Origin of the sequence: uncultured Arthrobacter sp. (assembly GCF_902805515.1) — a bacterium.
GTDB lineage: Bacteria > Actinomycetota > Actinomycetes > Actinomycetales > Micrococcaceae > Arthrobacter_D.
The window spans coordinates 1-24,252 of sequence record NZ_CADCTE010000121.1 but is presented as its reverse complement, the minus strand read 5'-3'; the positions used below and the strand labels follow the sequence as shown (position 1 = coordinate 24,252).

General features: G+C 68.4%; 23 protein-coding genes. 10 read left to right on the top strand and 13 right to left on the bottom strand.

The window, feature by feature from the left end:
* Nucleotides 1–23 precede the first annotated feature (23 nt).
* The 4 genes from QZX79_RS10560 to QZX79_RS10545 form a co-directional block, all read right to left on the bottom strand.
* Nucleotides 24–620, bottom strand: a complete 597-nt coding sequence (locus QZX79_RS10560) for a DM13 domain-containing protein (protein ID WP_294568245.1) — start codon at nucleotides 618–620, stop codon at nucleotides 24–26.
* A gap of 325 nt (nucleotides 621–945) precedes the next feature.
* Nucleotides 946–1,326, bottom strand: coding sequence for a hypothetical protein (locus tag QZX79_RS10555; protein WP_294568244.1), 381 nt, complete (start codon nucleotides 1,324–1,326; stop codon nucleotides 946–948).
* Nucleotides 1,327–1,387: 61 nt separating this feature from the next.
* On the bottom strand, nucleotides 1,388–2,008 hold the full coding sequence (locus QZX79_RS10550) for a hypothetical protein (RefSeq protein ID WP_294568243.1): 621 nt from the start codon (nucleotides 2,006–2,008) through the stop codon (nucleotides 1,388–1,390).
* A 76-nt stretch (nucleotides 2,009–2,084) separates the two neighbouring features.
* Nucleotides 2,085–3,434, bottom strand: coding sequence for an MATE family efflux transporter (locus QZX79_RS10545; protein WP_294568242.1), 1,350 nt, complete (start codon nucleotides 3,432–3,434; stop codon nucleotides 2,085–2,087).
* Between the two features lie 208 nt (nucleotides 3,435–3,642).
* On the opposite strand from QZX79_RS10545, the gene QZX79_RS10540 reads away from it, so the two are divergent.
* Complete coding sequence (locus tag QZX79_RS10540) at nucleotides 3,643–4,776, top strand: thermonuclease family protein (RefSeq protein WP_294568241.1); 1,134 nt, start codon at nucleotides 3,643–3,645, stop codon at nucleotides 4,774–4,776.
* On the opposite strand, the gene QZX79_RS10535 is transcribed toward QZX79_RS10540, so the two are convergent.
* The 4 genes from QZX79_RS10535 to QZX79_RS10520 all read right to left on the bottom strand — a co-directional run bounded on the left by QZX79_RS10535 (nucleotide 4,757) and on the right by QZX79_RS10520 (nucleotide 8,464).
* Nucleotides 4,757–5,575, bottom strand: coding sequence for a glycerophosphodiester phosphodiesterase family protein (locus QZX79_RS10535; protein ID WP_294568240.1), 819 nt, complete (start codon nucleotides 5,573–5,575; stop codon nucleotides 4,757–4,759). The two genes, QZX79_RS10540 and QZX79_RS10535, sit on opposite strands and share 20 nt — an antisense overlap.
* Nucleotides 5,576–5,682: 107 nt before the next feature.
* The gene (locus QZX79_RS10530) at nucleotides 5,683–6,255 is read right to left on the bottom strand and encodes an MOSC domain-containing protein (protein WP_294568239.1); all 573 of its coding nucleotides are present in this window, start codon (nucleotides 6,253–6,255) and stop codon (nucleotides 5,683–5,685) included.
* A 9-nt stretch (nucleotides 6,256–6,264) separates the two neighbouring features.
* On the bottom strand, nucleotides 6,265–7,659 hold the full coding sequence (locus QZX79_RS10525) for an FAD-binding oxidoreductase (protein WP_294568238.1): 1,395 nt from the start codon (nucleotides 7,657–7,659) through the stop codon (nucleotides 6,265–6,267).
* Between the two features lie 139 nt (nucleotides 7,660–7,798).
* A complete protein-coding gene (locus QZX79_RS10520) occupies nucleotides 7,799–8,464 on the bottom strand; it encodes a hypothetical protein (protein ID WP_294568237.1) in 666 nt (221 codons plus the stop codon).
* 252 nt (nucleotides 8,465–8,716) lie between these two features.
* Between QZX79_RS10520 and QZX79_RS10515 the strand changes: the two genes are divergently transcribed.
* From QZX79_RS10515 to QZX79_RS10500, 4 genes are all read left to right on the top strand, one after another.
* A complete protein-coding gene (locus QZX79_RS10515; protein WP_294568236.1) occupies nucleotides 8,717–9,697 on the top strand; it encodes a DUF1996 domain-containing protein in 981 nt (326 codons plus the stop codon).
* 226 nt (nucleotides 9,698–9,923) lie between these two features.
* On the top strand, nucleotides 9,924–10,478 hold the full coding sequence (locus QZX79_RS10510; protein ID WP_294568235.1) for a sigma-70 family RNA polymerase sigma factor: 555 nt from the start codon (nucleotides 9,924–9,926) through the stop codon (nucleotides 10,476–10,478).
* Nucleotides 10,465–11,190 carry an anti-sigma factor gene (locus QZX79_RS10505; RefSeq protein WP_294568234.1) on the top strand — a complete coding sequence of 242 codons (726 nt, stop codon included), beginning with the start codon at nucleotides 10,465–10,467 and terminating at the stop codon, nucleotides 11,188–11,190. The genes QZX79_RS10510 and QZX79_RS10505 overlap by 14 nt, the downstream gene beginning before the upstream one ends.
* A gap of 170 nt (nucleotides 11,191–11,360) precedes the next feature.
* On the top strand, nucleotides 11,361–12,236 hold the full coding sequence (locus QZX79_RS10500; protein ID WP_294568233.1) for an alpha/beta fold hydrolase: 876 nt from the start codon (nucleotides 11,361–11,363) through the stop codon (nucleotides 12,234–12,236).
* Between the two features lie 103 nt (nucleotides 12,237–12,339).
* Here QZX79_RS10500 and QZX79_RS10495 read toward each other — a convergent pair whose 3' ends face one another.
* A complete protein-coding gene (locus QZX79_RS10495) occupies nucleotides 12,340–13,380 on the bottom strand; it encodes a M14 family zinc carboxypeptidase (protein WP_294568232.1) in 1,041 nt (346 codons plus the stop codon).
* Between the two features lie 60 nt (nucleotides 13,381–13,440).
* A complete protein-coding gene (locus QZX79_RS10490) occupies nucleotides 13,441–14,037 on the bottom strand; it encodes a hypothetical protein (RefSeq protein WP_294568231.1) in 597 nt (198 codons plus the stop codon).
* A gap of 276 nt (nucleotides 14,038–14,313) precedes the next feature.
* Here QZX79_RS10490 and QZX79_RS10485 point away from each other — a divergent pair, with 276 nt between their 5' ends.
* Entirely contained in the window at nucleotides 14,314–15,792 is a 1,479-nt protein-coding gene (locus tag QZX79_RS10485; protein ID WP_294568230.1) for a glyceraldehyde-3-phosphate dehydrogenase, read from the top strand.
* A gap of 131 nt (nucleotides 15,793–15,923) precedes the next feature.
* A complete protein-coding gene (locus tag QZX79_RS10480) occupies nucleotides 15,924–16,772 on the top strand; it encodes a class I SAM-dependent methyltransferase (protein ID WP_294568229.1) in 849 nt (282 codons plus the stop codon).
* Nucleotides 16,773–16,805: 33 nt separating this feature from the next.
* Here QZX79_RS10480 and QZX79_RS10475 read toward each other — a convergent pair whose 3' ends face one another.
* Nucleotides 16,806–18,614 carry a hypothetical protein gene (locus tag QZX79_RS10475; protein WP_294568228.1) on the bottom strand — a complete coding sequence of 603 codons (1,809 nt, stop codon included), beginning with the start codon at nucleotides 18,612–18,614 and terminating at the stop codon, nucleotides 16,806–16,808.
* 195 nt (nucleotides 18,615–18,809) lie between these two features.
* Between QZX79_RS10475 and QZX79_RS10470 the strand changes: the two genes are divergently transcribed.
* Together QZX79_RS10470 and QZX79_RS10465 are read left to right on the top strand one after the other, a co-directional pair.
* Nucleotides 18,810–19,166 (top strand): hypothetical protein, encoded by a 357-nt coding sequence (locus tag QZX79_RS10470; RefSeq protein ID WP_294568227.1) that lies wholly within the window; start codon nucleotides 18,810–18,812, stop codon nucleotides 19,164–19,166.
* A gap of 183 nt (nucleotides 19,167–19,349) precedes the next feature.
* Nucleotides 19,350–20,324 (top strand): DMT family transporter, encoded by a 975-nt coding sequence (locus QZX79_RS10465; protein ID WP_294568226.1) that lies wholly within the window; start codon nucleotides 19,350–19,352, stop codon nucleotides 20,322–20,324.
* Here QZX79_RS10465 and QZX79_RS10460 read toward each other — a convergent pair.
* Nucleotides 20,290–21,408, bottom strand: coding sequence for a glucose-1-phosphate adenylyltransferase family protein (locus QZX79_RS10460; protein ID WP_294568225.1), 1,119 nt, complete (start codon nucleotides 21,406–21,408; stop codon nucleotides 20,290–20,292). The two genes, QZX79_RS10465 and QZX79_RS10460, sit on opposite strands and share 35 nt — an antisense overlap.
* A 104-nt stretch (nucleotides 21,409–21,512) precedes the next feature.
* Nucleotides 21,513–22,658 (bottom strand): ROK family transcriptional regulator, encoded by a 1,146-nt coding sequence (locus QZX79_RS10455; protein WP_294568296.1) that lies wholly within the window; start codon nucleotides 22,656–22,658, stop codon nucleotides 21,513–21,515.
* Between the two features lie 186 nt (nucleotides 22,659–22,844).
* Here QZX79_RS10455 and QZX79_RS10450 point away from each other — a divergent pair.
* A partial coding sequence (locus QZX79_RS10450; protein ID WP_294568224.1) for a sugar ABC transporter ATP-binding protein occupies nucleotides 22,845–24,252 on the top strand: 1,408 nt, incomplete at its 3' end.

The following is a 24,252-nucleotide window of genomic DNA, read 5'->3' as shown; positions in this document are numbered from 1 at the left end:
CAGGACTCGCGGTGGCGGCGGCGTCAGGACAGGAGTTGTGCTGCGCCGAAGGAGACGCCGAACTGAACGCACCACAGGTCGACGGCTACATATCGGGAGAGGTCGACGTCGGGCGGGATGTTGTAGAGCTGGTCGCCCTGATTGCCCTTGATCGGGCCCAGATCAACGAATTCAGCACCGCCTGCGGTGTACCAGCCGTCGCGCCCCTCGACGACGTCCGCGGCGCTGAGCCAGACGTGGACGTCGGGACCGGTCGTGGTGTCGAGGCCGGTGATGGCCAGGAGACGGCTGCCGTCGGGTTGCTCGATGACGCTCACCGCGCCCGTCGTTCGGTGCTCGTGGCTGACGAAGGTGCCGGCGCTGAGTTGACGTGGCTGCGCTTCGGCGGTCTTCGCTTGTTCCGGGCTTCGGGTGGCATCCGGGGTGCCGGGCCGCTCGGGGGCGGCAGAAGCCGGCCCGGGCAGTGCCTCGCCGGAGCCGAGGGGCTGGGCGACCTGCGGGATGGTGTCGTTGACGCGCGTATCGACGAACAGCAGCCACGGCTTGAAGACCAGGCCTGCCGCCGCAAGGGCGAGGACGCCGACAAGGACCACCAGCAGGGTGACGCGGCGGCGGGTCACCGGTTGGCCCCGTCCCGCGCAGATTCAATGGGCGGAAAAATCAGCAAGGCGGCGGCATCGAGGGCCGGGCGGAGCGCCCGTGGTGAACACTTCCCCCGAGAGCAGGAATCCGTCCGTGTGAGCGAAGGGGATCCCGGGCGGGCACTGGGCACCGGGTGTGCCGGGCTGGCTGCACTCACAGCGGTCCTCTTGGTGGATGGGCCCGCCTGGAGCGACGCGGCGGTCGGTGGGCTGCACCAGTCGCAAGATTAGCAGTGGATACCGGATTCCGACAGAGCCGTAGCCTGGCCGTCAATCGCCACCCGCGTCCGCGATGCCTTTAGTTTTAGGCGTCGGGGCTGCGCTGCCCGTAGCGCGGCTCGTCTGTGCCGGGCTCCGGCGTCGTCGGCGTGCCCGCGGCGCCTGACATTCCGGGTCCGCCGGCCGCGGCGGAGGACCGGTTCACGCCGGAACCCTTGCCCAGGTGTTCCGGGTTGGGCTTCGCGGAAATCATCAGCATCGCGCAGATGACCAGGGACACGATGAAGGCGATGCCCGCCGCCGTGAGGCCGAGATCGACGCGCAGGACCCTGCTTCCCCCACCGGTCGCGAAAACCGTCGTGGCGGCGCCTGCCACCACCGCAAGGACCGCCGAAAAGACGAGGGGCCCCTTCACGCCGAGGCGCTCGCTGCCCTGGCCGGGCTGCCCCGGTTGGCTCTTAGCCACTGTCAATCCTTCCGGTGGAGCATAGATGGTCCGGCTTCTACGACCAGTAGAAGCACCCCTCCTAGTTTACGGCGTTCCCGGCGGGGCGCGCACCGTCATCCCCCGACGCCGGACGGCCGGCCTCCTGCCGGTAACTCAGGGCGGCAATGCCGAGCACGACGGCGGTCAGCAGCGCTCCCCCACCGGCCACGCCGAGGAGGGCATGGGCACCGAGCGGCACGACGAAGGGCAGGCCCACCGCGGTGAGGACGGAGACCGCGCCGACAAGGATCAGGTCGTTACCCGCTGGCCGGGTCCGCCGCAGGCGCGCCCCGGTGACGAGCTCGACGACTCCCGCGGCGGCCAGGGCAGCCCCGGCGGTTACGGTGAAGAGGAGTTCGTCATGGACCACAAGGTTTCCGAGCCCCGCGGCGGCGAGCAGGCCGCCGGCCACCGCCGCGGCGGCACCGCGGATCCCGGAAACCCCGGTGGAGCGCGCCGTCCATGGGAGGCCCGTGCCCAGGACCAGCAAGTATGCCCCGCCGGCGATGGACAGGACGTGGACGGAGGGCTCCTGCCAAAAAATGGTGAGCAGGCCGAAGACGGCGGCCGCGGCGGCCCTGAGCAGGAAGGGCTTCCAGACGGAGGAACCGGACCGGCTGTTCGGCCCGGAGGCGCCGTCGGCGCGGGAAGTCGCGGTCATCACGCTCTGCCTTTCAGGGGGAACCAGACGGGAACACCTCCGGCACGGACAAGTGTAGAGGGCAGGGCGGGCCCGTTCACGCCGGACGGCCGCCGGGGCCGGTGACCATCCACCGGTCATCGCGCACGCGCCAGCCCAGGGTGGCGGCCCGTGCCGCCATGTAGCCGAGGGCGAAGGCGGCCCACAGCCAGACCAGGCCGGCACCGCCGGTGAGTCCGGTGCTGTGCAGCCAGGCGAGCAGTGGAAGATAGACGATCAGGTTGAGGACTCCGGCGAGGGCGAGGTACCGCGCGTCGCCGGCTCCGATCAGGACGCCGTCGAGCACGAACACGAATCCGCACACCGGCTGGGAGGCGGCAAGCACCCAGAGGCCCGCGGCGAAGGCCGCCTGGACCGATTCGTCGGGGGTGAAGATCCAGCCGGCGAAGGGCGCGGCCAGGGCCAGCAGGGCGCCGGTGAGCATGCCGAAGCCGACACCCCACACGATCATGCGCCGGGTCAGGGCGCGGGCGAGGGTTTTGTTTGCCGCGCCGAGTTCCTTCCCGATCAGCGCCTGGGCCGCAATGGCCAGCGCGTCGAGGGCGAAGGCGAGGAATGTGAACACCGTCATGACCAGCTGGTGGGCCGCGAGGGACACCGGCCCCTGGGCGGTGGCGACGAAGACCGTGGCCAGGATGGCCAGGCGCAGGCTGAGGGTGCGCAGCATCAGCCATGAGCCGACGGTGGCGGTGGACCGCACCCCGCGCCAGGACGGCCGCAGCGGCACCGCGCCGGCGCGTGTGGACCGGAAAATGATCGCCAGGAAGGCCGCTGCCATGCCGCACTGGGTGATGCTGGTGCCCAGGGCGGATCCGGTGACTGACAGTCCCGCACCGTACACGAGCAGCAGGTTCAGCACGATGTTGACCCCGAAGCCCACCGCGGCGACGATCAGCGGTGTCCGGGTGTCCTGCAGGCCGCGCAGCACCCCAGTGGCGGCCAGGACTACGAGGATCGCGGTGAGCCCGGGCATGGACCAGCGGAGGTAGTCGACGGCGAAGGCGTGCACCTCACCCCGGGCGCCCAGGCCCGCGGTGAGCGCCGGAGCGAAGATCCAGCCGGCGGCGGAGAGCACAACGCCCAGGAGTACCGCGAGGCCGATGCCATCGCGTCCTGCGGCCAGGGCTTCCTCGCGCCGGCCGGCGCCGAGGAGGCGGGCCACGGCCGGGGTGGTCGAGTAGGCGAGGAAGATCATCAGGCCCACCCCGGTCTGCAGGACGGTGGAGGCCAGGCCGACCCCGGCGAGCTCGGCGACGCCCAGGTGCCCGACAATGGCCGAGTCGGCCAGGAGGAAGAGGGGTTCGGCGATGAGCGCGCCCAGCGCGGGCACGGCCAGCCGAAGGATGCTGCGGCTGAGCTGCCGGTTTCCGGGGAGGGTTTCACTCACCGGCTCAGCCTATAAGCCCGGCTGGTTCCTTAGCGTCCCACTAGCACCCGGACAGTCTCCTCCGACAGCCCGTTGGACCGATACACTCAATCTGCTGCGTTCTGGGGCGACGGGTGCGCCACGAGCGTGTATCAGCGCACACAGGCGGGGTGCAGGCCGAATCGGCGCAGCCAAATGACACGAAAATGAAAATAGTGGGGGTAGAGCAGTGGTGTATCCGGTCGGCCGGCGCAGGCTTTTCGTAGCGGGAGTGGTCACCGCGGCCCTGGTGGGAGGACTGACCAGCTGCTCGGACTCTCCCGATGCAGAAGCGGGAAACGTCGTTCGCGTCGTCGACGGGGACACGCTTGTCATCGAGGTGGGCGGCGATGAAAAAACCGTCCGCCTCCTCAATATCGACACTCCCGAGACGAAACATCCTGACAAGCCGGTTGAGTGCCTCGGCCTTGAGGCGACGGAATTCCTCAAGGAGTTGACACCGCCAGGCACGCAGGTCGGTCTCGACTTCGATGTGGAGCGGGAGGACCGGTACGGCCGGACCTTGGCAGCAGTGTTTCTGACGGACCGGACTTTGGTGAATGCCGAAATTGCCCGCCAAGGGCTCGGCGTGCCCGTGGTGTTCGAACCGAATCGGAAGTACCTCGACGAGGTTGAAGCCGCGCACAGTGAAGCCAAGGCAGACCGTGCAGGACTCCACAGCCCGCAGACCGGATGTTCCCTTCCCACCCAGGTGGACGATGCCACCCACGCTCTGGCTGAGGCGTCAGCGGTGCCGGTGGGCGGAACGGCGGCGACAGCAGCAGCGGCGGCAGCAGGTCTCGCTGCCGCCCTGGCCACTGCTAAGGCCGTGCAGGAAACTCTCGCGCTGGAGAAGAAGTCTGTGCTCTGGCTCGCCCTCGGCAGTGCCAAGGCGAGTTCCCTAACCGCCGACCTGACCGCTGCGATCAGTACCGGAGAGTCGGAACTGCGCGCTAGGGAGGAGGCCGGGAGGGAGTTCGCTCGGGCAGAGGCGCGGGCGGTCCAAAAGGCCAAGGAGGCAGCTGAAGCCAAAGCCGCGGCGAAGCGCCAGCAGGAGGCCGACCGGATCGCGGAGGCGGAACGAGTTGCGGCCGCAGCGGCCGCAGCAGAGGCCGAACGCATCGCGGCTGACGCGGCGGCCGCCGCGGAACGCGACCGGATCGCGAATCTTCCACCAGCCCCGGATCCATATGTTCCGCCGGCACCGGCACCCTATGTTCCCGCCCCTGCTCCAGCGCCGGCTCCCGCACCTGGCAACCCGTACCCGGGGTACAACGGCCCCCGCTGCTACGCGCCCGGGGGCCTCACCTGGAAGCCTTGCTGATCGGCCATAGCCGCCGCAGCCAAGCGAATCGACGTCGTGCGGACCCGGCCAGAACCTCCGCCGCGAGCGCGGGACGGTTGGTGATGATGCCGTCGGCGCCGAGCTGAATCAGTTCGCGCATGCGGCGGGGGTTGTCGACCGTGTAGGGCCACAGGACCATCCCGCCGCCGTGGACGCGGCGGACCAAAGCGGCGGTGACCTTGGTGTTCTTCGGGTTGATGCAGTGCGCCCAGCCCGCCGCCCCGTCGATCTCCGGCGGTGGCGGCGGCCCGCCGAGCAGACCCACCGGCACCTCCGGCAGGAGCAGGTGGAACTCCTCGACGAAGGTCCAGTCGGCTGACTGCACCACCAGCCGCCCGGCCGGGGCCTCCCCAAGCCAGCCTGCGGCGTCGAGCACCGACCGAAGGTCGCCGGCGATGCCCGGGGCGGACGCGGGATCCTTGACCTCAAGCAGCAGGCCCGCCCGGCCGGCCAGGGCGGCGAGGACCGCCCGGAGGGTCGGCACGCGCTCCCCTGCGAAGCCGGGTCCGAACCAGCTTCCCGCGTCGAGGGCGCGGATTTCGGCCAGGGTGAACCCGGCGACGTCGTACCGGGCGCGGCCGGGGAACACCCGGAGCACATCTGTGGTCCGCTGCAGGGTGGGGTCGTGGATGACGACCAGCTCCCCGTCCAGGGTCCGGCGCACGTCGATCTCCACGAAGTCCGCGCCGTGATCGAAGGCGAGGGTGACGGCCGCAAGAGTGTTTTCGGGGGCATCGGCGGACGCGCCGCGGTGCGCAATGACCTTAACTTTTCCCACGAAGCCGCTGTCCTCCCGCCGTACGCGAACCGCCGGGCATAGCCCAGCCCGGACAGGCACAGCCTACCCGTCCGGCCGATGGCGGACGGGTAGGTGGCCGTGCGGGGTCAGGGCAGCCGGGTTGCCCGTCGGAGGGCCGGAACGTGCGCCTGCCCGGGCTCCAGCGGGACGGGGCTGACCAGCACGGCCGGCCCGCGGTGCAGCACGCCGTCCGAGAGCACCTGGCAGCGGATGCCCCCGCGCCCGCGCATCGCGGGATGCACGCCGGGGGCCATCACCCGGTCCATCCAGACACAGGGGTGCGCCGGCCGGCCGCCTCGAAGCCTCACTGTGTCGCCACCGGATTCGAGCGCAAACTCCTCCCCGACCAGAGGTGCCAGCTGGGCGCCCCGAAGGATCACGTTGCGCCGTGGAAGCAGCGGGTCGAAGTGCTCGACCCCCAGTTCGTCGGCGATGGCATCGAGGGCCTCGACCGCCATCAGCGTCACCGCCGCATCCATGTGCGCCGCCTTGCCGAAGAACCGGTCGCCGACGATCCCCTTGCCCGCCACGAGGTCAACCCTGTCGGCGTCCGTCGTCGGGACGTCAGCCGCTCCGTCGCGGGCGCGGCCGAAGTAGGCGTGCGCGGGCGACACGAGCAGGTGCAGCACCTCCACGTCGTACCGAAACGATGTCGTCATGATCTCAAACTATCTCCGCGAGCCCGCCGGCACGGCATATGAGGCATCGCGGCCGAACATGCCCTGCGGATCCACCCGCCGGCGGACCGCCTCGACCTGCTCCGCCACCGAGGCGTCGAAGGAACGCTGCGGTCCATCGAAGCGGTCAACGAAGCTTGGAGCGGTCAGGCCGGTGTCCCAGGGCTCAAGCACCGCACGCAGTGCGGCCAGTCCGGCCTCCACCCCCTCCGCGGCGTCAGGGCCGGCAAGGATGCCTATGCTGAGCGAGCCGTACGCGCCGGACAGGGAATTCACGATGCCGCCCCGGGGATCGGGGACGGCCAGGGCCCCGCCCAGCTGCCGGAGCTCAACGATCGTCAGGTGGGCTCCAGCGGCCGTGCCTGCGATCGACAGCAGCGCCTGGCGCCCGGCGGCACCGAGAGGCTTCAACATCTGGTGGTCGCCCACGAACGGCGCCGGGTCCGGGGGATCCATGTGGGTTGCGGGCACGTCGGTGGGCACCCCCGGGTGCCAGGTGTCGAGGATCGGTTCGACCCGCCGGCGGAGGGGCTCCAGGAGGTCCGCGGCGATCTCCGCCCCGGAGCGCCCCTCCCCGCCGAGTACGGCTCCGTCAATGCACACGACCGGGCCCGCCGTGAGCGCCGGCGGGAGCCCGGGCAGGGGTGGCAGGTTCATGATCCGGAATGCCGTGGAGGCCTCGGGCGGGGCCGTCGCGGCCCATTCCTCCCACGCCTGAAGCAGGAACGGGGCCACGGCGGCCGGCCAGAACGCGGCACCGGTGAACACCGAGTCGATGGCGAAGAGGGACACCGTCACCGAGACGACGACGCCGAAGCCGCCGCCACCGCCGCGCAGTGCGTCGAACAGTTCCCGGTCGTTGTCGTGGTCCACCGTGACGACGGCACCATCGGCGGTAACGAGCGTGATCGAGGTGAGCGAGTTCGAGGCGAGGCCGTACCGCCTGCCGTAGAAGCTCAGCCCCGTCCGCAGCAGGTAACCGACCGCCCCGACCGTCGGCGAGGACCCGTGCAGCGGAACCAGTCCGTGGGGAGCGGAGGCGGCCAGCACCTCCCCCCAGGGGGTGCCCGCCGGAATCACCGCCGTCCGGGCGTCCGGGTCGACGGCGACCCCGCCTTCCATCCGCACCCGGATGAGCACGTCATCCGCCCCGTAGGGCAGCACCGATCCGGAGCCATGCCCGGTGGCATGCACCCGAACCGACAGGTCCTGAGCCGCCGCCTCCCTGAGGATGGCCTGGACTTCGGCGACGGTGGTGGCCGTCGCGGCGAACTGCGGGCGGATCTCCACCGCAAGGTTGTAGCTGGCGGTGGCGTCTGTGTAGGCGCTCTCCCCGGCGGCAGCCAGGATGGGGCCGGGGGCGGCTGGATTCGGTTCTGCGGTCACTATGGTCTCCTGAAATTTCTGGTTCCTGGGTTTCCTGGGTCCCCTCGGAAGGGCACCCGTGCCCGGGCAGGCCGCCACCGACGCCTGGTCGATTCGCGGTCTTGAGGGGGAATGGGTTCAATCGGCTCGGGATGCCGGCTTAGTATCCCGGGACCTCCGACGGAGCAGCCGTCTGGGCGGCCTTCTTGCCTGTTCCGTCGATCGTGAACCAGGTGCCCCCAATGCCCTGGCCAAGCGCCTGACCCGGGGCTGTATCCCCGGCGAAGTAGTAAACGGGCCATCCGCCAAGAGTCACCTGGCAGGTCCCGTCGGACCGTTCGACGTAGCCGATCAGGCTGGCGTCGACGTTCTCAGTGTAGATTTTGGCCGTGCCGTCCACCAGTAGCGGCGGCCAGTTCACGGCGCAGTCATCGACACAGGTGGTCGTGGAGGGGTTGGCGGTGTCGTTGTCGAAGCGGTAAAGGGAGAATCCGCCCGCGTCCGTCACGGCGTTGCCAGCCGCTGGTCCAGCCGTGAGCTGGATGGCGCTCTTGGCGCTGTATCGATCGGCGGTGTCCAGCAGGGTCGGGGCGGCGCCGTCGAAGATCTGCACGGCCCCTTGGGTGCGCACCAGCGTCGGAGCCTTCGCGGGCGCCGGAGATGCTTCGCCCGCTTCGGGTGCAGCCTCCGCCGGGGCGGGCGCGGCCGTGGAGGACGGCGCGGCGGAGGCGGTCGAGGCGGGCTCGGCGGCCGTGCTGCAGCCGGCGAGGGTCGCCAGGAGAACGGGGATCAGTGCTGCTTTGAGGGCGGTGCGGTTCAGGGTCATTCGATCGTCCTTCGACTGGGGGTGGGGGCGATGGCGGTCCATCACATCCACCACACGGACCGTGTCGCCGAACGGTTCACTGGCAGGGCTCCGGCCGGTCCGTGGCCGCGAACCGGGTAAAGTAGTGGGGTCCCGGGCACGCAGTTTCCGCATCACCGCTTCGGGTCTTCGTTCGGAAGGCGCACCACCTGAATTCCAGATTTTTCCGGCACAACGGAACAAGCGTTTCACCGTCTGCCGTGGGTCGACTCCGTGTTCGGTGACCCGGGAGGGAAGTTCAAGGCTCCTGCCCTTGCCTTCCTCCTTGCCGTTCTCGCCTCGCTCACCGCGGGGTTGTTGCTCCTCCCGGGGGCCGCAGGGTCGCCACCGAGCGCCGCTGCGTACGAGTCGATTTCGAAGGCTCCCCCTGCCGCTGCCGCCCCGGAGGTGCAGCCCGGGGCCTCCCTCGGGTCGTTCACCGTCGACTGCGGAGTGAACAGCGGCAAGGTGCGGAACTCCGACAACCTCGTCGTCAGCCCCGGCGAGCGCGGCGCTGCGCACCACGTCCACGATTACGTCGGCAATCTCTCCACCAACGCCTTCTCCACCGAGGAGAGCCTCACGGCGGCCGGGACCACCTGCACGAACGGCGACCGGTCGTCCTACTACTGGCCCGTGCTCAGGGTCGATCCGGGGGCCGGGTACGGCACGCACGGCGCAGCGGCCGACGACGACGCCATCCTCACCCCGCGCTCTGTCCGCATTGAGTTCCGGGGCAGCCCTGCAGCCAATGTCGTGCCGCTGGCCCCGAATGTCCGCACCGGCGCGGGAAACGCCCACGGGTACACCCAGGCCGGGGCGGGGACGGACCACCTGCGGTGGTCCTGCTCGGGCAGCCCCGACCTAGCCAGCCGGCACTATCCGCTCTGCCCCACTGGCGAAGACACCGTGCGCATCTTTGATTTCCCCAGCTGCTGGGACGGACGGTCGGTCGACAGCCCCAACCACCGCTCCCACCTCGGCTACCCGGACGGCGCCGGCTTCTGCCCGCCGGGCACGTTCCCGGTGCCGCAGCTCCACCTTGAGGTGGCCTATGCCGTGCCCGACGGCGCCCGGTACGTTGTCGACGCGTTCCCGGAGGAACGCTCCAGCCCGGTGAGTGACCACGCCCACTTCATCAACCTGATGTCCGCCGGGCTGATGGACAGCGTGGTCCGGTGCCTCAACGAGGGACGGCACTGCGTCCCTGAGTAGGGCCTTTCCTTCCGCGCCCAGGCGCGGATCCGGAGTAGCTCACAATCCGCCGGCCGTCCATTGAACCGGTTCGGCCCGGGGCACGTGTTCCCCTTTGTACCGCTGAAAAGAAGCTGAGGAGGGACATGCACGCGTCTGCGCGACAGAACGCTGCTCCCGGAGTGGGTAGGGGCCGGGCTTGGGGGCATTCCGCCTGCCGGTCGATCCCGATGAATGGACAGGGCGAATGATCCTACGACGGCGGGCCCAGGTGGACCCCGGGGACGAATTCATCCGCGCCCTCTTCCAGGAGCACGGCAACGCGATGCTCGCGTACGCCACCCGCCTCACCGGCGACCGGGCCGCCGCCGAGGATATTGTGCAGGAAACCCTGATCCGGGCGTGGAAGCACGAGCAAACCCTCGGCAACGGCAAAGGGTCAGTGCGCGGATGGCTCCTCACGGTGGTCCGCAACATCATTACCGACCGGATTCGGGCGCGTAATGCCCGGCCGCTCGAGGTTGCCGAAAACGAAATGACCGTGCCGCTGGAGCCCGACCATTCGGCGTCGGTCGTGACCACCATGGTGACAATGGATGCGCTGGCACAGTTGTCCTCCGACCACCGTGATGTGCTGAGATGCGTCTACCTTGAGGGGCGGACGGTTGGAGAGACGGCGGAGCGGCTCGGCATTCCACCGGGCACCGTAAAGTCCCGAACGTACTACGCCCTGCGCACTCTGCGGGAGCGCTTCAATGATCTGGGGCTCAACATGGAAGGAGTAGCCCATGAACATGTTTGATGCCCACCTCGATGTCCAGGCAGTGTGGATGGACGAGCTGACCGGCGAGGAGGAGAGGCGCGCGCGGGACCATCTCGCGGCGTGCCAGGCCTGCCGCGATGAGCTCGCCTCCCTGCGGGCGCTCGAAGGCTCCCTGCGGTCCCTCCCCCCGGAAGCCCTGCTTGAAGGGCCGCCGCCCGACGCGGACCTGCTGCTGCAGCGCACCCTCCGGCAGAGCCGGACCCTTGCGGCACCGCAGGCACGCGCCGGACGGCGTCGGGTGGCCACCTTCGCGGCGGCCGCAGCACTGGTGGCGCTCGTCGCGGGAGTCAGCGGGACGGTGGGTTACACGATGAACGCCCCGCAGGCGTCCACCCCCGTTCCGTCCGCCCCACCGGCGGCCACCGCTCCCGCAACCGAGGTGCCGGGAACCCGGTATGCGAGCACCGTCGACGCGGCCACCGGCACGCGGCTCACCGTGAGCGTCCAGCCGGCGGCCGGGTTCGTGAAGGTCAATGCTGCTGTGACCGGCATCCCCGCCGGAGAACGGTGCCGGCTCATCGTTGAGGGCATCGACGGGAACCGGGAGATCGCCGGGAGCTGGGTCATCTCCGAAAAGGGCGCGGCCGAAGGAGCAACGATCAACGGAAGCGCGATTTTCGATCCTTCGAAGGTCCGGGCCGTCATGATCGAGAACTCGGACGGCAAGCGGTTCGCGGCGGCGACACTCTGATGTCCTTTCGACAGCCGCCAGGTCCGGGCCGGGGCTGCAGGCAGGATCCAGGCCCGGCCCGGCGGTAATAATCCGGCACTGCCCCGTCTCCTTCAGTGCGGATCATTGACACGGCGGCGCACCGGCGTGTTCGCTGTGGTTCACCCGCTTGGACCGCACGGGAGGTCACCATGCCCATCCATCACCGCAATGCCGACGTCGAGGGTCTCAATGTGTTCTACCGTGAGGCGGGGGACCCGGCCGCGCCCGCGGTGGTGCTCCTTCACGGTGCCCCGACGAGCAGCTTCATGTTCCGGAACCTGATTCCCCTGCTGGCGGACCGCTTCCATGTGATTGCCCCCGACCTGATCGCCTACGGCCACTCTGCTGCCCCGTCTGTCGAGGAGTTCTCCTACGACTTCGATTCCCTTACCCGCTGCGTCGACGGGCTCCTGGAGCAACTGGGCGTCGACCGGTATGCGATCTACGTCCAGGACTACGGCGCCCCCGTCGGGTGGCGCCTCGCACTGAACCATCCCGAGCGGATTACCGCGATCATCACGCAGAACGGCAACGGCTACGAGGACGGCTTCGACGACGCCTTCTGGGGCCCGGTCTGGGACTTCAACGCCGATCCGACTCCTGAAAAAGCCGCGGCCATCGGCGAGGTCCTCGGCCTTGAGGCGATTCAGTGGCAGTACACCCACGGGGTGCCGGATCCCTCGCTGATCAGCCCCGACACCTGGACCCAGGACTTCGCACTGATCAGCCGCCCCGGGGTCCTCGACGCTCAGGTGGCCCTGCTGGGCAAGTACTCCACCAACCGGGACCTCTACCCCAGACTCCACGAGTATTTCCGGGACAGCCAGGTGCCGCTGCTGGCGGTGTGGGGCAAGAACGACCTCATCTTCATCCACCCCGGGGCCACCGCGTTCGGCCGGGACCTGCCGGACGCCGAGATCCACCTCCTCGACGGCGGCCACTTCCTGCTGGAGAGCCACCTTGAGGAAGCCGGAGCCCTGATCCGGGATTTCCTCTCCCGCACCCTCCTCTCGAACCCCAACTGAGACGAGCATCCGTTCAGCCGCCCCAGCGGGCCGGCCGGACGCCTGGGCGAGCAGGCCCCGCCAGCGGGTTCGCCAGCCGGCGGGGCCTGAACGCCGGCGGCGGCTACTCGGTCGGACGGGTGGTCTGCTCCGCGAGCGTGTCCCAGAAGGAGGTGTCGGCGGAATTGATCGAGCCGTCCGCGATGGCACGGGCCGTTGCGTCGAGGGTCAGCACGGTCTGCCGGATCAGGTAGCCGTTGCTCTTCTGGCCCAGCACCGCGGATTCGGCGGTGTTGTCCGACATGCCGCGCATCTCGAAGAGCAGCGTCGAGATGCCGTACTCCACGGCGATCCCGTTGCGGCTGATCGTCTCCGCCGTGCCGCCGACATACCGGCCCAGGTGTCCCCACCCGGTGGAGTCGACGGCGTCGAACACCACCGATCCGAGCCGCTTGGAGCCTTCAAGGACAGCAGGGGCGACATTGGCGGTGGTCGGGTAGAGGATCGAGCCCGAAACCAGCCGCCCGTCGCGTTCGCTCTGGGTTCCCTGATGGTGAAGGTCGATCATGTAGTCGATGTCGTAGGCCCGCATGACGTTGTTGTGGAGGGCCTGGGTCTCGGGCTGGAGTTTGTTCACGTGATCGCGGTTGAGGTCGACCCCGTTGGCGTTGGCCCGCGTCAGTGTCCTTCCGCCGTCGGCGATGTAGCCGTCGAGCGGGAAGTTGACGTCCCCCATGGCACCGTCGGGGTTCAGCATGGGCACCACCAGGATGTTCACGCCCTCAAGCACGCCGCGGGACTTTCCCGTCCCCAGGTGCTTGATGAATTCCAGGGCACCCTCGGTGGTGAGCTGCTCGTTGCCGTGCTGCTGCGTCAGGTAGAGGATCGTGGGGTTGTCCGGATTGCTGATGTACTTCGCCACATACAGGTCCCGGCCCTTGACCGACTGACCGATCACCTCAAGTTCAAGCGCGGGCTGGCGGGCATCCTGGTTCTTCAGCTCCGCGACGACCTCGTCATAGGAGCGCAGGATCGAGGTGTTGATGGTCTCGTGGCCGCCGTAGTTCGGGCCCTCGCCCACAGCGAAGGCCGGAGCCGCGGCCGTTGCCCCGGTGGTGAGCAGGACGGCCAGCGAGAGGGCGGCGAATTTTCTGGATGACGTCATGGTGTTCCTCCCCAAGGAGCGAATGTGGTGTCCTGAGTCAACCGTTACCGGTTGCTTGTGTCAACCTTTTCTGCGGAAGCCGAGCCACACCAGGAATTGGTGCCAGATCGTCCTTCCCGTATAAACGACCCACGCGAGCATGGGCAATGCCGTGGCGGAGGCGACCGAGTGCCCCCATGCCATCAGGACCAGGGAAAGCCCGAGCGCGATCAGAGCCGCCACCAGTACACGGGTCCACCACTGCATGCGCCGCAGGCGTGCAAGGCGAGCCCAGAAGGGCGGTGTCCGCTGGGGCCCTACGCCGGGGTTCGCATCCTGTACGGCCCGCCCCAAGCCGGCGAGCGCAGCCGCGCGCGCCGGACGGTCCTCCTGGAGCCACCGTTCCAGTTCCTCGCGGGATTCGACAATGCCAAGGGCCCGGGCGGCAACCGCCGGCGAGGAATACCCCCTCTCGTGGTGGACGGCGGCGAGGCCGAGCCACACATCGTTGTCCTTCTCGCCCCTGGAGAGCGCGAAGGCCCTGTCAACGCCGAAGTCGTTGCGGATCCGGGCGGTGGCCTCCTCCAGAGTGGCCCCTTTCGCAAGGTGGTCCTCGAACTCGCGCCGAACGTCCGAAGCGTCGGTATTGTCGAAAATTTCCGTCCCCCAGGAGCCCATCCGATGAGCCTAAGGGCGGGAAATCCTTCGGCGGCCCCGATGGGTGAAAAATTGCGCAAATACTGCGGGACGCGGCCCGGCAGCGGACGGCGCGCACCTTCGGGTCGGGTGTCCAGCATCGACGGCGGCATGCAAGGCGGTACTTCGAGTTGGCCGGCACCCACCGGACGCGGTGTAATGAGTCAAACGACCAGTCGACGATGCCTGGCGCTATCCCTGCGTCCCATCCGGCTGGATGAGTACGCGCCGGTGCTCCCGGCGCAGTGAGGGACACAGTTGACGCACCACGATCCGACCACGAGCCGCGGGACCTGGATGGACCGCGAGGCGCTCGCCGAAGCGATGATTCCGCTGATCGGCCGCCTGTACCGCACCAACAATGTGGTCACCAGCATCCACGGCCGCAGCCTCATCAATAAATCGACAATGAACATCCTCAAGGCGCACCGGTTCGCGCGGCGGATCAGCACCGAGGAACTCCGGCTCGAGGACACTCTGCCGATGCTCGAGATCCTCTCGCGCCTCGATCTCGGCGCGGCGGCGATCGACATCGCAAGGCTGCGCTCGCAGTACGACCTCGAGGGCGGGAGCCGCTCACTCGAGGACTTCCTCCGCGACGAACTCGCCGACGTCGTCGGGAAGGGCGGCCGCGACGAGCGGACGAGTACCGACGTCGTCCTCTACGGTTTCGGCCGGATCGGCCGCCTTCTGGCCCGCCTGCTCATCGAAAAGGCCGGTGGCGGGCATGGCCTGCGGCTACGCGCCGTCGTCGTCCGGCGCGGCTCCGACAACGACCTCATCAAGCGGGCGAGTCTGCTGCGCCGCGATTCGGTCCACGGCTCCTTCGAGGGAACCATCCAGGTGGACGAGGAAGCGGAGATCATCACCGCGAACGGGATCCCCATCCAGGTGATCTACTCGAACGACCCCGCGACCATCGACTATACGCGCTACGGCATTAAGGATGCGCTCGTCGTGGACAACACCGGCCGGTGGCGCGACGCCGAGGGGCTGTCCCAGCACCTGCGCAGCAAGGGTGCGGCGAAGGTCCTGCTGACCGCGCCGGGCAAGGGCGCACTGAAGAACATCGTGCATGGCATCAATCACGGAACCATCAGCGGGGACGACACCATCATCACGGCGGCGTCGTGCACCACGAACGCGATCACGCCCGTGCTGAAGGCCGTCAATGACCGGTTCGGGGTGGTGCACGGGCACGTGGAGACGGTCCACTCCTTCACCAACGACCAGAACCTCATCGACAACTTCCACCGCGGAGACCGGCGGGGACGGTCGGCGGCCCTGAACATGGTGCTCACGGAGACCGGCGCGGCGAAGGCCGTAGCCAAAGCGCTGCCCGAACTCGAGGGGAAGCTGACCGGCAGTTCCATCCGCGTCCCCACCCCGGATGTCTCCATCGCGATCCTGAACCTCACCCTGCGCACCGGCACGACGAAGGAGGAGGTGAACGCCTACCTGCGGGAGATGTCGCTGCAGTCGGACCTGCGCAAGCAGATCGACTACATCGACTCGCCCGAGGTTGTCTCAACCGACTTCGTCGGCTCGCGGCGCGCCGGAATCGTCGACGGCCTGGCGACCATCGCCAATGACACCTTCCTGGTGCTGTACGTCTGGTACGACAACGAGTTCGGCTACAGCTGCCAGGTGGTGCGGGTGATGGAGGAAATGGCCGGGGTCCATCCTCCGGCCTTCCCCGCGAAGGAAACCGACGCGCGGGTCGCCGTCGGGCGCTGAGCCCGGGGAGCCGGACGGGCGGGCGGAGACCTTTACAACTCCGCCCGCCGCGCGCACAATGGCTCGCATACCAGCCTCCACTGCCTCGACAGCGCGCTGTCACGTCCACCTGCAGAGCAGAAGGCATCGACATGAATGAGGTACAGAACGCGTCCGACGCGGACCGGGCGCTCAAGCAAAAGCACCGTGCCATGTGGGCCCAGGGCGACTATCCGACCCTGGCCAGCGACCTGATCTCCGAGCTCGGAGCGGTCCTCGTCGAAGCGTGCGGAATCCGGCCCGGACAGCGGGTCCTTGATGTGGCAGCCGGCGCGGGCAACGCGGCCATCCCGGCGGCCATGATGGGGGCGGAGGTGATCGCCAGCGACCTCACCCCCGAACTGTTCAACGCCGGGCGCGATCACGCCGCGGCCCGGGGCGCCACCCTCGAATGGCGGGAGGCCGACGCGGAGGCCCTGCCCTTTCCCGACAATGAATTCGACGTGGTGATGTCCTGCGTGGGGGTGATGTTCGCACCGCACCATCAGGCGGCTGCCGATGAACTGGTGCGGGTGTGCCGGCCCGGCGGCACCGTCGGCCTGCTGAGCTGGACCCCCGGCGGGTTCATCGGCAAGATGTTCGCCACCATGAAACCGTTCGCTCCCCCGCCCCCGCCCGGCGCGCAGCCGCCGCCCCTGTGGGGCAGCGAGGACCACGTCCAGGAGCTCCTGGGAGCGCAGGTGACCGATCTCCGCGCCCTGAACCAGACGGTGGTCATCGACAGGTTCGCCGGGCCGGAGGAGTTCCTCCACTACTTCAAGGACTTCTACGGACCGACGATCTCGGTGTACAAGTTCATTGCCGAGGACCAGGAGAAGGTCGACGCCCTCGACAAGGCCCTGATCGAACTGGCCCGCACCTCCAGCACCGCCGGCCAGGGGGCGCCGCTGTTGATGGAGTGGGAGTACCTGCTGCTCACCGCGAGGAAGGTTGCCGTCTAGCTGGGACGTCCGACCACCCCATCCCTGGCGACCCTAGGGCAGCCACCTCTGGGCGGAGTAGCGCGCCGTGGGAAGGTAGCCGGGCTTCTGGAAGACGACCTTCACCTTGATGAAGGCATTGCGGTCGTAGCGGGTGAGCTTATAACTCGTGCCGGTGGCGCCGGGAATCGGTTTACCGTTCCGCAGCCACTGCCAGCTCGTCGCCGGGGCCGGATACGGCGTGCTGACCGTTGCCTTCAGTACGTTGCCCACAGCCGTCGTCCCTGTTATCACCGGAGACGCAAGCCGGGTGAACAGGGCCATCGGCTTCACCGCCGGTGAAGTCCATACGCCCGTGTGGTAGCCGGCGCGGCTGTGAGTCTCACGGAACGTGATCTGTCGCCATTGATCTGAGGCCGTGAGCCGGTAGCTGAGCCCGGTGGCTCCGGCGATCGGCTTGCCATCCCGCATCCACTGGTAGGTGGATCGCGTGGGTCTGGGCGAGATCATGTCCACCCAGATTTCTGCGTGGACGGTATGGCCTACCGCCGCCGTGCCCCTGATGTTCGGTGCATGGGGAAGGCTGAAGTATCCCGGCGGCGTGACCGGTGCGGCGAGTGCCGTGACGCCAGTCTCGTAGTTGTTCCGCTCGTACCGGGCACGGACTGTGATTTTGTGGCCACCATCGTCAGGGGTGAGCCGGTACGTCGGGTCCGCACCCCAGGCTGTCAACCGGGTGCTGCCGCGGTACCACTCATAGGTCACCGATTCGGCGGTCGGAACCGGCGCCGTCCCGGGTACCGCGGTGAGGATCTGTCCGGGCATGGGCGTGCCCTTGATCACCGGTGCGGTGAGACCAGAGAAGGTGCCATTCACGAAGGGCCCGTGGCCGAAACCTGTCTCGCTTGTCTTGCCCTTGTAGTTCGGCGCAACCGGCGTCACCCGTACGCCGATCCGCTTGCCGATATTCTCGGCGCTCGCGGTATACGTGGCACCGGTCGCGCCCGCGATGGGCCACTGCCAGGAATCCCGCTCGAACCACTGATAGGCGTAGGTGAGGCCCGCCGGGGCAGGACCGACCACCGGCGGCGCCGAAGCGCGCAGCACAGTCCCTGTAGCCGCATAGTAAGTGGAGTTACCAGCCCACGTGATCACGGGCGAGGAGTTCAGCTCGAGGTATCCCCGGATGCCAACGCCATGCTCGGTTGTGCCACTCCAACTCCGGTAACCCGGCGCCGACACCACGACCGTACTTGTAAGCTCGGCTCCCATGTCCTCCTCTGTGACGACGTAGGATCCCGAATCTGCTCCGGGTATCTGCACCCCGTCGCGCGACCAGGTATAGGCTCGCTCGGGTTCAGAGTCCAGGGCGGGGTAGCTGCTCACTGACGCACCAGCCGATATGGTCATGCCCAGTACGGCGACGGGCGCGTGATCCACCAAACCCCTTATCGCCCCCTGGACCGGTGCGGTCTCACCTGAGGCATAGGAGACCGGCTCTTCCCCGTACGCCTTGAGGGTCAACCGCACGGAGATGCGGTGTCCCAGATCGCCGGGCCGCACCGAGTAGGAATCGGAGCCCCACATGTCCGGATCCGGTTGTCCGTCCAGCAGCCACTGGTAGGAAATTTTTTCCCAGCGCTTGCTCCAGTCGACATCGGATTTCACTTTCAGATATTCGCCCACCACCGGATCGTTCAGGAAGGTGAGGGAAACAGTAGGTGCAGGTTCACTGACGGCAGTATCGGCCGTCGTGGCAACTGCTGGAACCGCCGCGAATGAGCTGGTGAGTATGACCAGAGCAGCGCTCAGGGCAGCGATGGCGCGCCGCCGACGGCTTGGAAAGCCGGAAGAAGTTTTCATGCGTGGGTCCCCTGATCAGCGTGAAGCCGATCCCAGCCGCACGTTCTACCGCTGAAGATACAACAGCGTTTGGAAGAGAACCAAAAGCGGATCCCAGTCGCGCAATAAGCTGCGGAAGCCCGCCGGGGCGGCGCTGCTGGAAATAATATCAAGATTGGTGTCGAGTCCCCTCCCGACGCGGACTACGCTTTGCGCATGCTGACATTCATCCGTGCCCTACCGCAGCCCGCAAAAACGTTATACGTACTTATCGGTATCGCCTTCATTGTGCAATTCGCGTCGGTCCTCATCGGCCAGCAGGAAGTCAGTCGCGTCAACCTGACCATTATCGGCGGTCTCTTCGCGGCGCTGGGCGTCGTCGTAGCGCTCAATATCAACGGGACCGCACAAGGGATGGCGGACACGATGAAGGACTACAAGCCCATGGGTGTTGATTATTCAAAGTCCTTCCTCGCCACTCCCGGATATGCACGGCTTTTTGGGGTTGGCGCTTTCCTGGTTGGCTCCTCATTCGCCCTCACTGGCATATTCAACCCGGAAATGATGCAGTAAGTTTCCTAACTGCCGGAAGCCCGTAAAAAGGCTTCCCGCAAGACCAGTCAGCCGTGTCCCGCAATGGCTCTTTGGATAGACTGGCCTACCTAGTTCCGTCTCAGGGCTATGGAGGCCGATGATGAACGCTTGGGGAACCGCCGAACACATCCCTGCCCGGCACGCCCTCGACGCGGGCAGCGCGTGAGCCGCGGTCTGCCGTTGGGGGCTGCCGCAATCCTCGTGACCTCCTTCCTGTGGGGCACCACCGGCACGGCCGCGACTTTCGCCCCCGGCGTGGGGCCCCTGGCGATCGGGGCCGCCGCCCTGGGTATCGGCGGACTCCTGCAGGCGGTGATCGCCGTGCCGGCCCTGCGCCGGGCCCGCACCGGCCTGCGCCGCCATGCGCCCCTGGTCGCCGCCGGCGCGCTGTCCGTCGCCGTCTACCCGCTGGCCTTCTACAGTTCGATGCACCTGGGCGGGGTGGCAATCGGCACGGTGGTGTCACTCGCCTCGGCGCCGCTGGCCTCGGGCGTGCTCGAACGGGTCCTTGAGGGCCGCTCCCTCAGCCGCTGGTGGATGCTTGCCGCGGCGCTGGGCGTCGCGGGAAGCGTACTGCTCTGCCTGTCCAGGCTGGAGGGCTCACCGGCCGCCGTCCTCCCGCTGGCCGGAAGCATAGTGCTCGGCCTGGTTGCCGGCGCGACCTATGCCACCTACTCCTGGGTGGTTCACCGCCTGATGGCCTCCGGCGTGGAACGGGCCGCCGCCATGGGCTCGGTGTTCGGCGCCGGCGGGGCCCTCCTGCTGCCGGTGCTGCTCCTTACGGGCGCGCCGCTGCTCGCCACCGGGCAATCCATCGCAGTTGCGGCATATATGGCGCTGGTGCCGATGTTCCTGGGGTACCTGCTGTTCGGTTACGGCCTCACCCGGGTGCGCCCGAGCACCGCCACCACGCTCACCCTGAGCGAGCCGGCCGTCGCGGCGCTCCTTGCGGTCCTCGTCGTCGGCGAGCACCTGACGGCGGCCGGGTGGGCCGGACTGGCGGCCATTGCCGCGGCCCTGGTGGTGCTCGCCGTCGCCCCGGCCACCAGCGGGCCCCGCCCGGACGCCGCCGACCCGATGGGCCGCCGGGATCCGGAGGGAATCAGGGGTGTTCCTGCCCCGCCCCATCGACGGTGATGATGCTCTCGCTCCCGTCGATCCTGCGGCCCGCCTCAATGGAGGCACCGGCGTCGACGATGGCCCGGGTGACCTCCGCCCCGGCAGCGACCGTGACGCCCTCGAGCAGCACCGAGTCCCGGACCACGGCGCCGGATTCCACCACGGTATCCGGGCCGATGACGCTGCCGGAGACGTGGCCGCGCACCGTGGATCCGGGGGACAGCAGCGAATTCTCGATGCGTGCGCCCGCGGCCACGAAGGCCGGCATCCTGCGCGGAGCCCCGGTGAGCATGGGCCATTTCGGGTCATCGAAGTTCAGGCCCTTGCCTTCGAGCAGGTCCATATGGGCGCGGTGGTAGTTCTCGGGCCGCCCGAGGTCCCGCCAGTAACCCTCGAGCCGGTGCTCGGCAACCTTGGCGTTCTTCACCAGGTGGGGAACCAGCTGGTGGCCGTAGTCCTTCAACTCCCCCTCCGTCTCCTGCAGCATCGCCAGGGTATCAAGGAGCGTCGAGGCGTCGTAGAGGAAGATCTCGGCTGCGACGAGGTCCGTCGCGGGCTGGTCCGGCTTGTACTGGAACCCGGTGACCAGTCCGTCCTCCGCTTCGACGACGCCGTGCTGGGAGGCGTCCCCGTCGAAGCGGGTGGTGACCATGGTCAGCACCGCCCCGGAGTCGAGGTGGGTCTGCACCACCTCCCGGTAGTCCAGCTGGTAGAGGTGATCGGCGCTGAGGACCAGCACGAGGTCCGGGGCGTACTCGCGGATGAAGTCCGCCTGCCGGTAGATCCCATCGGCGTTGCCTTCGGCGAATCCCTCGCCGTCATTGCCCTGGAAGGGCGGCAGCACCCGCAGGCCCCCGTTGGTCCGGTCGAGGTCCCAGGGCCGGCCGCTGGCCAGGTGGTCGTTGATCGATTTGGGCTGGTACTGCTCGACGATCCACACGTCGGCATAGCCGCTGTGATAGAGATTCGACAGGGGAATGTCGATCATCCGGTAGGTGCCCCCGACGGGCAGCACCGGTTTGGCCCGGTGGTCCGTCAGGACACCCAGCCGGCCGCCGGCGCCTCCGGCCAGGATGAGGGCTAGGACCCTGGGCTGATGCATATGCTTTTCCTCCCGCTTCGATCCCCCATCGCACGATTCCCCATCAACAGTTCAATTGCACCAAACGGGGGCCGATAACGGCACCCCCTTTCCCGCGGAACGGCTCAGGTGAGTGCGGCGCTGGCCGCCTCGATGGCTTCCGGCGAGAGGACATGGGCGATCGCCATGACCGCGGCACCGAGCACACCGGCGCGCTGGCCGGCGATGGAGGGCACCACCCGCAGGTGTTCTGTGGCCAGCGGCAGGGACCTCCGGTACACCACCTCCCGGATTCCGGCCAGCAGGTGTTCCCCTGCCTGCGCGAGGCTGCCGCCGATGACGATGACCGAGGGGTTGGTCAGGTTCACGCAGGTCGCCAGGACGTCCCCGATGTCCCGGCCGGCCTGCCGGATCACCTGGATGGCGGTGCTGTCCCCGGACCGGACCAGCCGGATGACGTCCGCGCTGGAGGAGAGCGTCAGCCCGGTCTCGGCGTTGAGGGCCGCGGCGAGCGCGGGCCAGCCGGCCAGTGCCTCCAGACAGCCGGTATTGCCGCAGCGGCACCAGACCTCCCCACCGCGGGGCACCCGGACGTGGCCGAGGTCCCCGGCCGTGCCCTGGGCTCCACGCTGGAGGGAGCCGCTTGAAATAATGCCCGCCCCGATCCCGGTGGCCACCTTGATGAACATGAACTCGGTGATGTCGGGCCAGTGGAACCGCTGCTCCCCCAGGGCCATGATGTTCACGTCGTTGTCCACAAGCACCGGAACGGAATAGCTCCGCTGCACGAGGGCGGGGACATCGATGCGGTCCCAGCCCGGCATGATCGGCGGGTTCATGGGCCGGCCCGTCTCGTGCTCGACCGGCCCCGGGAGCCCGATGCCGATGGCGGCGAGCTCGGCCACGCTGCGGCCGGCGCGCGTGAGGAGGGCCCCGATGGTCTCCGTGAGCCAGCCCAGGACGCGCTCCGGCCCGTCGGTGATCGGCAGTTCCGCCTGGTCGCTTTCGAGCTCGGCGCCGGAGAGGTCGCTGAGGATCACCCGGGCGTGGGTGGCGCCGAGGTCGGCGCCGATCACCATGCGCGCTCCGGGGTTCAGGGCAAACAATGACGGCGGACGGCCGCCGGTGGAGGCAGCACCTCCGTACGGGGCGACGAGTCCGAGCCGGATCAGGGTGTCAACGCGCGAGGCGACGGTGGAACGGGCGAGGCCGGTCAGCTGCGCCAGTTCGGCCCGGGTGCGCGGCTGCCCGTCCCGGAGCAGCTGGAACACTTCGCTCGCCCCCGGTGCGGGAACCGTTGAGGGGCGGGCTCCCGTCCATGGGAGCGCTGGAAAAGATGACACGGCTTCAGTAAAGCACGCCCACTTTCGCTAGTCACTTCAGCAGGTATCGAGCAAGTAGTGCGCGACTTTTGAACGAGTATCGACAGAAGTTGTGAGCTCTGTCACAGTGATTCCATGAACGGGATTCTCCAGCGGCCGGTACTCCGCGTGACCGGCCTCTCCAAGGCCTTCTTCGGGGTGCCGGTGCTCCAGGAGGTGGGCCTCGAGCTGCGCGCCGGGGAAGTCCACGGCCTCGTCGGCGAGAACGGGGCCGGCAAGTCGACGCTGATGAAACTGCTCGCCGGGGTCTACCAGCGCGACGCCGGAACCATCGAGATCGACGGAGAGCCGGTGGAGTTCCACCACCCCACCCAGGCCCACCTCGCGGGCCTGTCCACGGTGTTCCAGGAGTTCAACCTGCTTCCCGACCGCACCGTGGCGGAGAACATCTACCTGGGCCGGGAGCCTCGCCGGGGCCTCCTCGTCGACACCAAGGCGATGAACCTCAGGACGGCCGAGCTGCTCGACCAGCTCGGCATCGGCAACATCCGGCCCACCGCGGCGGTCAGCTCCCTGTCGGTGGCCCAGCAGCAGATCGTCGAGATCGCCAAGGCCGTCAGCTACGACGCCCGCATCATCTCCATGGACGAACCCACCGCCGCCCTCGCCGGCGCGGAGGTCGAACTCCTCTATGCCATCGTGCGCCGGCTGAAGGAGCGCGGAACGGCCATCCTCTATGTCTCCCACCGGCTCAAGGAGATCTTCGATCTCTGCGACACCATCACGGTGCTCAAGGACGGGCGGATCGTCGGCACCCAGCCGGCCGCCGAACTGAACGACGCCGCCCTCGTGCGCATGATGGTCGGCCGCCCCATCTCGGCCTACTACCCGGAGGAACACCCCGGCACCACCGTGGGACGGATCCTGCTGAGCATCGAGGGAGGCGGCAACCACCAGCTCGATGCCATCGACCTCGACCTGCGGGCCGGGGAGATCGTCGGGGTGGCCGGACTGCAGGGCTCGGGGCGCACCGAGCTGGTCGAGGCGATCTTCGGGGCAGCACCCTTCACCCGCGGCCGGGTGGAGCTGGACGGCCAGCCCTTCACCGCCACCTCCCCGCGTGAGGCCATCCGGCGGCGCATTGCCCTGATCACCGAGGACCGCAAGGCGCAGGGGCTGAGCCTGAACCAGTCAATCCTCAACAACGCCCTGGGCGTCATCCGCTCGGTTTTTCCGCGGAGCACCCCGGAGGCGCGCGCCGCGACCCCCGGCATCCTGTCCTCCCTTGAGGTCGTCGCGCGGGACCTGGACCAGGAGGTGCAGTACCTCTCGGGCGGCAACCAGCAGAAGGTGGTGCTGGCCAAGTGGCTGGCCATCGACCCGCTGGTGGTCCTGCTCGACGAGCCGACCCGCGGCATCGACGTCGGGGCCAAGCTCGCCGTCTACAACCTCATGCGGGCCCTCGCCGCCGAGGGCAGGGCGCTGCTCATGGTCTCCAGCGAACTGCCCGAACTGCTGGGCATGAGTAGCCGCATCGTTGGGG